The sequence below is a fragment of the Ohtaekwangia sp. genome (genome assembly GCF_036568665.1).
Classification (GTDB): domain Bacteria; phylum Bacteroidota; class Bacteroidia; order Cytophagales; family Cyclobacteriaceae; genus Ohtaekwangia.
On record NZ_DATCSD010000038.1, the window covers coordinates 1 to 10,624 of the forward strand.

8 protein-coding genes and 1 pseudogene are annotated in these 10,624 nt (G+C 46.4%); 6 read left to right on the plus strand and 3 right to left on the minus strand.

The window, feature by feature from the left end; genetic code table 11:
* From VIN08_RS01845 to trxA, 5 genes are all read left to right on the plus strand, one after another.
* Positions 1 to 228 (plus strand): hypothetical protein (locus tag VIN08_RS01845; protein ID WP_331959352.1); only part of this gene is annotated, 228 nt, incomplete at its 5' end.
* Positions 225 to 1,307 carry an AAA family ATPase gene (locus tag VIN08_RS01850; protein WP_331959355.1) on the plus strand — a complete coding sequence of 361 codons (1,083 nt, stop codon included), beginning with the start codon at positions 225 to 227 and terminating at the stop codon, positions 1,305 to 1,307. The genes VIN08_RS01845 and VIN08_RS01850, both read left to right, overlap by 4 nt.
* Positions 1,304 to 3,553, plus strand: coding sequence for a DUF5682 family protein (locus VIN08_RS01855; RefSeq protein WP_331959358.1), 2,250 nt, complete (start codon positions 1,304 to 1,306; stop codon positions 3,551 to 3,553). Before VIN08_RS01850 ends, VIN08_RS01855 begins: the two co-directional genes overlap by 4 nt.
* An 11-nt stretch (positions 3,554 to 3,564) precedes the next feature.
* On the plus strand, positions 3,565 to 4,698 hold the full coding sequence (locus tag VIN08_RS01860) for a VWA domain-containing protein (RefSeq protein WP_331959361.1): 1,134 nt from the start codon (positions 3,565 to 3,567) through the stop codon (positions 4,696 to 4,698).
* 148 nt (positions 4,699 to 4,846) lie between these two features.
* Positions 4,847 to 5,149: a thioredoxin gene (gene trxA, locus VIN08_RS01865; protein WP_331959364.1), complete on the plus strand. Its 303-nt coding sequence runs from the start codon at positions 4,847 to 4,849 to the stop codon at positions 5,147 to 5,149.
* 181 nt (positions 5,150 to 5,330) lie between these two features.
* Here the strand turns inward: trxA and VIN08_RS01870 are convergent, their stop codons facing one another.
* Positions 5,331 to 5,717 (minus strand): VOC family protein, encoded by a 387-nt coding sequence (locus VIN08_RS01870; RefSeq protein ID WP_331959367.1) that lies wholly within the window; start codon positions 5,715 to 5,717, stop codon positions 5,331 to 5,333.
* A gap of 372 nt (positions 5,718 to 6,089) precedes the next feature.
* Between VIN08_RS01870 and VIN08_RS01875 the strand changes: the two genes are divergently transcribed.
* Entirely contained in the window at positions 6,090 to 9,695 is a 3,606-nt protein-coding gene (locus VIN08_RS01875; protein ID WP_331959372.1) for a BamA/TamA family outer membrane protein, read from the plus strand.
* Positions 9,696 to 9,721: 26 nt separating this feature from the next.
* Here the strand turns inward: VIN08_RS01875 and VIN08_RS01880 are convergent, their stop codons facing one another.
* Entirely contained in the window at positions 9,722 to 10,291 is a 570-nt protein-coding gene (locus VIN08_RS01880; RefSeq protein ID WP_331959369.1) for a Crp/Fnr family transcriptional regulator, read from the minus strand.
* Between the two features lie 75 nt (positions 10,292 to 10,366).
* Positions 10,367 to 10,624 (minus strand): annotated as a pseudogene (locus VIN08_RS01885) (hypothetical protein); the annotation flags it as partial.

Consider the following 10,624-nt stretch of genomic DNA (forward strand, 5'->3'; position numbering starts at 1 on the left):
CTGGAGCTGGCACGAAAAATACTTCGACACACAGCCAACGAGGTATATATCTATAACCGGGCTTTCTATCGGCCGGCTTCGGTATATATACCCGTGGAAATATTATCGATGCTGGAATCTTTTAATCCCGCAGACGAACAGAAAAAAGTATACTGGAACAACCAGTCCGCAGAGCTGGCCAGACTACTTACTATAAAACAACAAACCTTGCAATCCTTTACCGCATGAGCACCTTACTACGACAACACGCAGAGCAATTGTATGCCACCGAACTGGAAGAGCTGAAAAAAGCTGACACCGGCAAACAACCCCCAAACTGGAAACTATCGCCACAGGCGGTAGTGACCTATATATTGGGAGGTAAATTAAAGAATGGATTTGAAGTGTCGCCTAAATATATAGGGAACAGACGACTGATCGAGATTGCTGTAGCGACACTCACTACAGATCGCGGACTTTTACTCTATGGATTGCCGGGCACTGCAAAGTCGTGGGTGTCAGAACATCTTGCGGCCGCTATATCTGGCGACTCAACCATGATCGTGCAAGGTACAGCCGGAACAAGTGAAGAAGCTATTCGCTATGGATGGAACTACGCGCGGTTGCTGGCAGAAGGTCCTTCTGAAAAAGCGCTGGTGGAAACACCGGTGATGAAGGCCATGAAAGATGGCAAGATCGCACGCATCGAAGAGTTAACGCGTATAGGTTCTGATGTACAGGATACACTCATTACTATATTATCAGAAAAAACATTGCCTGTGCCAGAGTTGAGTATAGAAGTGCAGGCTGTAAAAGGTTTCAATGTTATCGCTACAGCGAACAACCGCGATAAAGGAGTAAATGAATTATCGGGCGCGTTGAAGCGCAGGTTCAATACCGTTATACTTCCGTTGCCGGATAATATTGACGAAGAGATCGATATAGTAAGAAGAAGAGTGCAGAGCTTTGAAAAAGTAATGGAGTTGCCGGCAGAGCCACCCGCTGTTGCTGAGATCAAACGTATTGTAACTATATTCCGCGAGCTGCGTGCGGGTGTAACGCTGGATGGAAAAACGAAGATCAAAGTTCCTACCGGTACACTTAGTACGGCTGAAGCTATATCTGTAGTAAACAGTGGTATGGCTATAGCTGCATACTTTGGCGATGGTTCACTGAAAGCGGCCGACCTTGCCGCGGGTATCATTGGTGCTGTGGTAAAAGACCCGGTGCAAGACAAGATTGTGTGGCAGGAGTATCTCGAAACCGTAGTAAAGCCGCGCGATGAATGGAAAGATATTTATAGGGCTTGCCGCGACCTGGGTATATGAGTATACATGTTCTGGGTATACGGCATCATGGTCCGGGTTCTGCCAGAAATGTTAACGCATTCCTGGAGCAACATCATCCGGATATTATACTGGTGGAAGGGCCACCGGAAGGTGATGAGCTATTACGCTGGTCTGCACACAGTCAGTTAAAACCTCCTATAGCGATATTGGCGTATCGCCCCGATGAGCCGCAGCAGGCAGTGTTCTATCCGTTCGCTGAATTTTCTCCGGAGTGGCAGGCGATAAAATTTGGTGCAAGCCGAAATATACCTGTGCGCTTTATGGATCTTCCATTGGTACACAAGTTTGCGCTCGAACGAAAAGAAGAGAAGCAAGAACCAGGCGAAAGCCAGCTGTCGAGCAATGCCGTGCATACAGCAGAGGCCAAAGCGGATATATACCATGACCCGCTGCTATACCTGGCAGAAGCCGCAGGCTTTGATGATGGCGAACGCTGGTGGGAGTATATGGTGGAGCATCGGCTGGATAGCACCGGTATAGCAGAAGCTGTGCATGAAGCCATGCAGGCATTGCGCGAGGAACTTCCGGAACGGGAAGACCGCCCGGATAAATATAGGGAAGCCTATATGCGGAAGATGATCCGCCAGGCAGAGAAAGATGGCTATACCAGTATAGCAGTGATCTGTGGAGCGTGGCATGCACCGGTGCTGGTAAATATGCCGAAGCAAAAAGATGATAACGATCTGCTGAAAGGACTTGCCAAAGTAAAAGTAGAAACCACCTGGATACCGTGGACCTATAATCGCTTGACGTTTGCCAGCGGCTATGGTGCCGGTATACAATCGCCAGGCTGGTATGATCATGTGTGGCATTATCCGCACGATGATGGAACTATGTGGATGGCAAAAGTAGCCAGGCTGTTTCGGGAGAAGCAGATGGATACCTCTACTGCGCATATTATAGAAGCCGTGCGCCTGGCCGGTGCGTTGGCGGCATTGCGCGGCCTTAGTAAAGCCGGTCTCGAAGAATTGAACGAAGCAACGCTTGCAGTACTTTGCAATGGCGATAGTATACTTCTGCAGCTTTTGCGTGAGCAACTGATTGTGAGTGATACGATCGGGCAGGTGCCACACGAAGTGCCCAAGCCACCACTGCTGCAGGATGTAGAGCGTTTACAGAAGCGGCTGCGTCTTCCGGCAGAAGCGGGTATAAAAGAACTCACACTCGACCTTCGCGAAGCTACCGCTTTGGAGCGAAGTATATTTCTGCATCGGCTGCTGCTCATTGATATAGCCTGGGCGCATAAAACGCAGGTTCGCAGTAAAGGAACTTTCAAAGAACAATGGCAGCTCAAGTGGGAGCCGGAGTTTTCTATTCGCATTATTGAAAAAGGCAATTGGGGAAACACGCTGGAGGAAGCTGCTGCCAGCTATATAGCGCATCAAACAAAAGAGGCGTCCAGCCTGCGCGTTGTATGCGATCTGCTGGAGAAAGTTATACCGGCGGATTTACCACAAGCGGTTGAAGTGCTCATCGCCCAGATCAATAACCTGGCAGCTGCCACCAACGATGTGGTGCAATTACTGGAAGCATTGCCGGCACTGGTATCGGTATCGCGTTACGGAAATGTGCGCCAAACCGATGAGGCACTTGTGCTGGGTATTGTTAACTCGATGATCGCGCGGGTTTGTGTAAGTCTGCCTGCTGCTTGCGTTGGTATAGATGACGATTCGGCCGCAACCATGACCGAGCATATCTATAAATTACATGAATCTATTACACTGCTAAACCAGGAAACGCAACGGGCCGAATGGTATACTACACTCGGTATAATTTGCGATCATCAGCATACATCGCCTGTTGTAGGCGGCTATAGCACCCGGGTGCTGGCCGATGCTAAAGTGCTGGAAGGAGATATACTCATCAACAGATTTCATGCAGCGTTGTCGCGCTCCGGAAATATAGCGGAAGCGGCTTCGTGGCTGGAAGGTTTTCTGAAAGGCAGCGGCACGATCCTGATCATTGATGAGCGGTTGTGGAGCCTGGTGGATCAATGGGTATATCAATTGAATGAAGCAGACTTTATCGCCATGCTTCCCATCCTGCGCAGAACATTCTCGCAGTTTACGCATGCTGAACGAAGAAAGATAGGTGAGAAAGCGAAGAAGGGTGATGGCAGCATAGCCCTGCCGTTGCAGGATGCAACTACGGAAACGATCGATCACGAACGCGGAAGAAAGGCATTGTCTGTAGTAGCACAATTACTGGGTATAGAAAGAAGATAACGAACTAAAGTATGGATCAACATCTGCGTAAATGGCGAATGATATTGGGAGGCGATCAGAACGATGGCACCGGATATACTTTGCAGGAGACAGATCAGCAAATAGACAAAACGTTGGAAGCACTCTATGATTCCGAGCGCAAGGGCGGTCTTGGTCCTTCATCTCCCAATGTAAGTCGCTGGCTGGGCGATATTCGAACTTACTTTCCCAACACCGTGGTGAAGGTAATGCAGCAGGATGCATTGAAGCGACTCAACCTCACCTCTATGCTGTTGGAAAAAGAAATGCTGGAGAATGTAGAGCCTGATGTACATCTTGTAGCCACACTGATGTCACTGAGTCGTGTTATACCTTCCAAGACAAAAGATACTGCACGGCAAGTGGTGCGGAGAGTAGTGGAAGACCTCATGCGAAAATTGTCGCAGCCAACACAACAGGCTATTATGGGAAGTCTGAATCGCTCAACACGCAACAGGCGCCCGCGACACAACGAGATCAACTGGCACGTTACGATCCAGAAGAACCTGAAACACTATCAGCCCGAGTATAAAACCATTATACCCGAAGTACGCATCGGTTATGGCAAGCGAAGAAGATCGTTGAAAGATGTAGTGCTGTGTATAGATCAGAGTGGTTCGATGGGAACATCCGTAATATACTCTGGTATATTTGGTGCAGTGATGGCATCGCTCCCCGCTATACAAACCAAAATGGTCGTGTTCGATACGAATGTAGTGGATCTTACAGAAGAGTTGGCAGACCCGGTAGAATTACTTTTTGGTGTACAGTTAGGCGGAGGCACCGATATTAATCTGGCGCTCACCTATTGTCAGCAAATTGTTCAGCGTCCGTCAGATACCGTATTAGTGTTGATCACCGATCTGTATGAAGGTGGTAGCAACGCGGGCATGCGCAAGCGCGCGCAGCAACTGACAGAAGCAGGTGTACAAATAATTGTACTGTTGGCGCTCAATGATGATGGCGCTCCCGGTTACGATCACGACAATGCAGCCTATATGGCTTCGCTTGGTATACCTGTATTTGCCTGCACGCCCGATAAATTTCCGGACCTGATGGCAGCTGCCCTGAGTAAACAGGATATAGCTCTATGGGCTGCGAAAGAAGATCTCGTAACGAAGAAATAACTATATACCGAGAACTCTGTGCACGCTTAAACTGTTACTCACATTGGATTCAGGCGGAAAGCATAAAGTGAAAAGCGAAAAGTAAGCTCTGAACTTTAAACATTGAACCTGAAACATTGAACATCAACGAACCTTAAACATTCTCATCATGCCAACTTCCAACTTTGCAGAATTGATAAACAGCGATCGCCCTACTTTTGTAGATTTCTCTGCCGAGTGGTGTGGACCGTGTAAAATGATGGCACCTATATTAGACGAACTCAAATCGAAAGTGGGCGATAAAGCCAGGATCATCAAGATCGATGTAGATCGTAATCCACAAGCTGCTTCGGCCTACCAGGTGCAGAGTGTACCAACGCTGATACTTTTTAAGAAAGGAAATATAGTATGGCGTCAGTCCGGTGTAGTACCAACCGAATACCTGAAGCAGGTGATTGAGCAGCATGCGTAGTTAATGAAGCAGAAAGTGTAAAGTTGAAAGAAGAGACCGGAAGTCTGAAAGACGGAAAGTTGTTGCCTCTGTTATCTGTTAATGGTTAAGTGTTATTCGTAACCGAGTCTTCATTTCTACATTCAGTGTTCATGATTCGATATTCAGTTTTCCGTTACTCGTGAGTAAAAATCCTATTACTCTACGGTTTCACTATAGTGGGCTCCTGGTAAAGTCCGAGTATATTTCCGGCCGGGTCGCTGAAGCGTGCTGTTATCTCCGGGGCATCGCCCCCAATCGGCTGTACTATTTTTCCTCCGTGCTTCTCAATGGTCTTGATTGTTTCGGCTGCGTTGTCTACCATAATATAGATCAATAGTCCTACTTCCTGCATCGGCTTTCGTCCGGGTATAAATGCACCACTTACTTCTTTGATGGCATCGTCAAATGCAAGGCGACCATCTCCGCGTTTACGAACATTCCAGCCAAATACCTGGTGATAGAATCGTGCCGATACTTCGACATCAACAGCCGGTACCTCTATATAACATATTTTGCCATTGGCATACGTAGGGCGCTCTGTACTCATAATATATTGATCAGTTAAACGGAACGAAGTAACATGTTGTGTATATCGTGTGTTGGTAATTTACAATATTCCTCTGATTTTCTCTAGGATGAATCGGTAGGGAGAGACCAGAAGTCGGGAAGTGTTTATTGAACTGAATTTGTACTCACGATTAACGATTAACGGAATCCGAATATGAACAAGGAACACCGATCAACGAATGTTGAAGTATAGAGGCGCACTACTAATCCCGTACTCACACCTAGTAGCCAGCAGCTCGAAGCCAGCGGCTATAAAGGCGCACTCTCTCCACCATAGGCTCGCAGCTTATCAAAAAAGGAAGTATATTGAAAGCCTGAATATATACCCCAAACCTTCCCCAACAAACACGTGATGCGATCACTGTTGAAATACCCGCTTCGAAAAACATGGGCTGCTCTGTGTTTATCGTATATACCTTCACTTCTTTTTGCTGCCGAGATCAAAGTAATTCTTACCGCCAACAGTGCCGATCTTGCTGATAAAACAGAACTCTTTACAGTAATAGATCAATACTGCTCAACCACTACTGTTCCTGTAATATGGGTGTTGAATGGAGATGTTTTTCCTGAAATCACTACACAAGCAGAAGTAGAAGCATGGGGGCGTGCAGCCAGTCAGTTATTGGATAAATATACTCAGCTTACCATATTGATCAACCAGGGCGAGCGCGAGTGGAAAGATTCGGGTAAAGATGGATGGCAGGCAGTGCAGCAACTGGAGAAGTATATAAAAAAGATCAGACATCCGCGACTGGTATATTTCCTGGACAACGGTTGTCCGGGGCCGTGGCTATATTCGGTGCCACAGTATCTTGATGTCATTGTGTTCAACTCGCAATGGTGGAATCATCCGTATGATAAGCCCATCTCCTATATGAATGCCTGCGGCATTGCCGATGAAGGCGTGTTCCTGGAGAAGATAAACGATATGCTCGATGAAAGTAAAAACAGGAACGTGCTTTTGCTTTCGCATTACCCGTTGATGTCGCTCGGTAAATATGGCGGACGTTTTCCTGCTTCATCGTACCTGTGGCCGCCCGTGGCAGGAAGTGCACGTGTGTCGTTCCGGCAAAATATAGGAACAAGTAAAGATATAGTAAATGAGCATTTCGATGGCTTTCGCAGAAAGCTCAACGATATGATCGGAGATTACTCGTCTTTGATCATGGCTTCGGGACACGAGAAAAATCATTCTGTTCTGAAGGAGGGTAATAATTTTTATATCAACAGCGGATCGCTGCACGAAGGCGACTTTATCGCCAACAGCAACCAGGCTTTACTTGCGTTTGATCATGGCGGCTTTGTTGAGCTTACGTACGATACACTGGGGCAGGTAGCGTATCGGTATATGCAATGGAACAAGCAGCAACTTTCACTGGTAAAAGGAGATGTGCTGATAAATCCATCGCGCACAGAGGCTACAACATCTTCTGCGAATAGTATAGCAAATGATTCGCGTGAGCAGGTAATTATAGCCGGCCCTGAATACGACATCAGTGCCTGGGGGCGTTTGTGGTTGGGAACGCACTATCGTCATTCATGGATTGCACCGGTGCACGTTACGCAACTGGATATGGATACCACATTTCAGGGGCTCACGGTAACGAAGAAAGGTGGTGGTCGCCAGACAACTTCATTGAAGATGACGGGTGGTAACGGGAAAGAGTATGTTTTCAGATCGGTAAATAAAGATCCTTCGAAGGCGCTCGCGCATGCTGTTCGCGGCACGTTAGTATCGCAGCTTATAAAAGATCAGACCACCACACAAGAACCATACGGGGCATTGGCAGCCTCCTATATGCTGGATAAGATCGGTATACTTCATGCACGCCCTGTATTATATAGTTTACCTAAAGGAGGAAGGTTGGGCGAGTATAGCGCGATGTATGGAAACCTGTTCGGTATGCTGGAGGATTCTCCCACCGATAAAATTCAAAAGGATAAAATTTTTGGTGGTGCCGATCATATTGAGCGAAGCTATAAATTGTTCCAGAAGCTATATGAGGATCACGACAACCATGTAGATCGCTTGGAGTTTTGTCGCGCACGGGTGTTTGATATACTCGTAGGCGATTGGGGTAAACATGAAGACAACTGGAAGTGGGCGGGTTATAAAAATAATGGAGGTATAGTATATCGACCTATTCCCCGCGATCGCGATCATGTGTTTTCCCGTTGGGATGGTATACTTCCGTTTCTGGCTGATCGTGAATGGGCCAAGGAGAGTGGTGAGAATTTTGATTACAAGATCAAAGGCCTGCGAAGTCTGATGCACCAGGCGCGGCACATGGACCGTCTGTTGGGAAATCAGCTTACACGAAACGACTGGATAGAGGCAGCAAAGGAAATACAGAATAGTATATCTAATGAAGATATAGAGCAGGCTGTCCGTAAAATGCCGGCAGAGGTATATATACCCGATGGTAAAGAGATCACGGCCAAACTCCAGGCGCGTATTCGTGAACTTCCGCGCTATGCCGAACGATATTATGAGATGCTGGCGAAAGAAGTAGATATAGTCGGCTCTAATAAAGCAGAGTATTTTCAGGTAACGCGAAATGCCGATGGAACGGTTGATGTGGTAATGTGTGATCTTGATCATGGTAAACCGGATTTTGAGAAAGTATATTTCCGCAGAAAATTTATTCCTGCTGAAACAAAAGAGATCAGGCTCTACGGACTTACCAACGATGATGTATTTGTCGTAACTGGTAAGGCAGACGAATCAATCCTGCTGCGAATTATCAATGGCGATGCCGGTGATCGTATAACAGACGACTCCTTTGTAAAAGGATCATCGCACAAAACACTGTTATACCAGCAGGGAGAAAATACTGTGCAGGCAGGTGGTGAAGTTAATCGCGTTATACCCAAGGACAAAAATTTGTACCACTATCAACGAACAGCGTTTGCCTATAATACATACTTTCCGTTTATACTGCTTAGCTATAATCCGTTTACAGGTCTTGCACTAAACACACGGGTAACTTTTACCAATCACAATTTTTCAAAACCGGCCTTTAGTGTAAAACACAGTATTGCTGCATCGGTGAGTACGCGCGGAAATTATGAGATCGGATATCGGAATCAGCTGCGTTACCTCGTTGGTAAATGGGACGGTATTTCAGAAATAAACCTGTCGCGTCCGTTAAACTATAATTACTTCTTTGGTATAGGGAACAATACGTCCAGGAATAGCACAGAAAGCAAAGCATTTTATCGTGCTATGTATAATTCTTTTTTAGTGCGGGCTGGTCTTACACGCACATTCTGGAAGCAAAGTAACATTACTATACTCGCAGCTTTTGAGTCGGATGAAGGTATAGCGCGCGAAAATACTTTTCTCTCCGAGAATCCGAATGTGTTCGGTATGCAAAAGCTCAACATGACTTCACTCAAGGCTATGCTCAATCTTGATTTCAGAGATGATCGATTTTTACCACAGCGTGGTTTCCGCTTTGCCTGGAACGAAGAAGTAATTCACCTGCACGAATCATCGGATAATATATCATCGATCTCGTTTGCCGAAGTAGAGCATTACCTGTCTACCTATAATCGTAACCCGGTAACGCTGGGTATACGTGCCGGTGGTGGTATAACTACCGGTGATCTTCCCTTCTATAAATTGTTTTCATTGGGGCAGCTTGATGATCTGCATGGTTTCAGACGCAACCGATTTACAGGGCAATCAAAAGCGTATCTGAACACCGAGCTTCGCTGGCAGATTGTAGAGACGCACAATAATTTTATACCGGTAAAGATTGGTATACGCACGTTTTATGATGTAGGCCGTGTGTGGGCGGATGGTGACGCGAAGAGTGCTGATTACTGGCATGAAGGATACGGTGCCGGATTTTACGTGACGCCTTTTACCAACCAGTTTTCGTTCAATGTAAATGTGGGCACCTCTAAAGAAGAATCGCTTTTACTGATGTTTGGTATAGGGGGATCTTTCTAGTGTAGGCTATATATAGGTGTAGAATATTATTTGATCTTCTTTCCGCGAATGCGACTCAATGTTTCCGGTGTCATACCCAGCATCGATGCCAGGTATTGCAGCGGCACTTGGTTGAAGAGCTCCGGTTGCTGATCGAACAACCAGCGATAACGTGCTTCGGTACTCATCGATAGAAGTGTATATATCCGCTCTTCCATAAATACAAAGCATCGTGCTATAAATAGCTTTTCCAATTCGTGCCAGCTCGGAATGCGTTTGCCTATACCAGCATAGTCCTGACTGCTGATGGTATATAATTCGCAATCGGTAAGTGCCTGAATAGATGCCCGTGCAGGTCGATTAAAGATGATGCCCGACAGATCGGAAATAAATTGTCCTTTGGTAGAAATCCATTGTGTCGTTTCCCGGTCCTCGTCTTGTATATAAACCCGTATGATGCCCGAGCGTTGAAAGCTCAGTGTGCCGCATACTTCGCCAGGCTTCAGATAGTAATCGCCCTTTTGTAAAGCAGTTAGCTTAAAGAGCGAAGATATAGCTTCGAGGTCGTGTCGGGCTATTCCGAAATATGAGGTAATGTAGTGTTCCAGTTCGTTCATACGCAATCCTTACAAAGATTGGTATATTTTGCCGGATGGTTTATATGGAGAGGTTATTTTTATAAATAGCCAGAATCATTCTGTAGCCGAGAGGATCTGCTCTTCGAATTTCTCGTTGTTAAACCACGATTGCTTATAGTATACCGTGCAATCAGGCTCAATGATATAGGCCATGTTGGGAGCCTGTCCGAAATTTGACCAGAAGAAATTTTCAGGATCATCCACCAGAACGGTTGAAGCTATGTCATAGCGTTTCTTCCACTGCTGCGATAGCGCAACGCGCTCGGCATACGTGCGGGGCTGTCGTGCTTCAACACTGTCGCGAATGTTATC

Coding starts and splice junctions, on each gene's coding strand:
- VIN08_RS01850 (WP_331959355.1), top strand. CDS start 225: ATGAGCACCTTACTACGACAACACGCAGAGCAATTGTATGCCACCGAA.
- VIN08_RS01855 (WP_331959358.1), top strand. CDS start 1,304: ATGAGTATACATGTTCTGGGTATACGGCATCATGGTCCGGGTTCTGCC.
- VIN08_RS01860 (WP_331959361.1), top strand. CDS start 3,565: ATGGATCAACATCTGCGTAAATGGCGAATGATATTGGGAGGCGATCAG.
- trxA (WP_331959364.1), top strand. CDS start 4,847: ATGCCAACTTCCAACTTTGCAGAATTGATAAACAGCGATCGCCCTACT.
- VIN08_RS01870 (WP_331959367.1), bottom strand. CDS start 5,717: ATGAGTACAGAGCGCCCTACGTATGCCAATGGCAAAATATGTTATATA.
- VIN08_RS01875 (WP_331959372.1), top strand. CDS start 6,090: ATGCGATCACTGTTGAAATACCCGCTTCGAAAAACATGGGCTGCTCTG.
- VIN08_RS01880 (WP_331959369.1), bottom strand. CDS start 10,291: ATGAACGAACTGGAACACTACATTACCTCATATTTCGGAATAGCCCGA.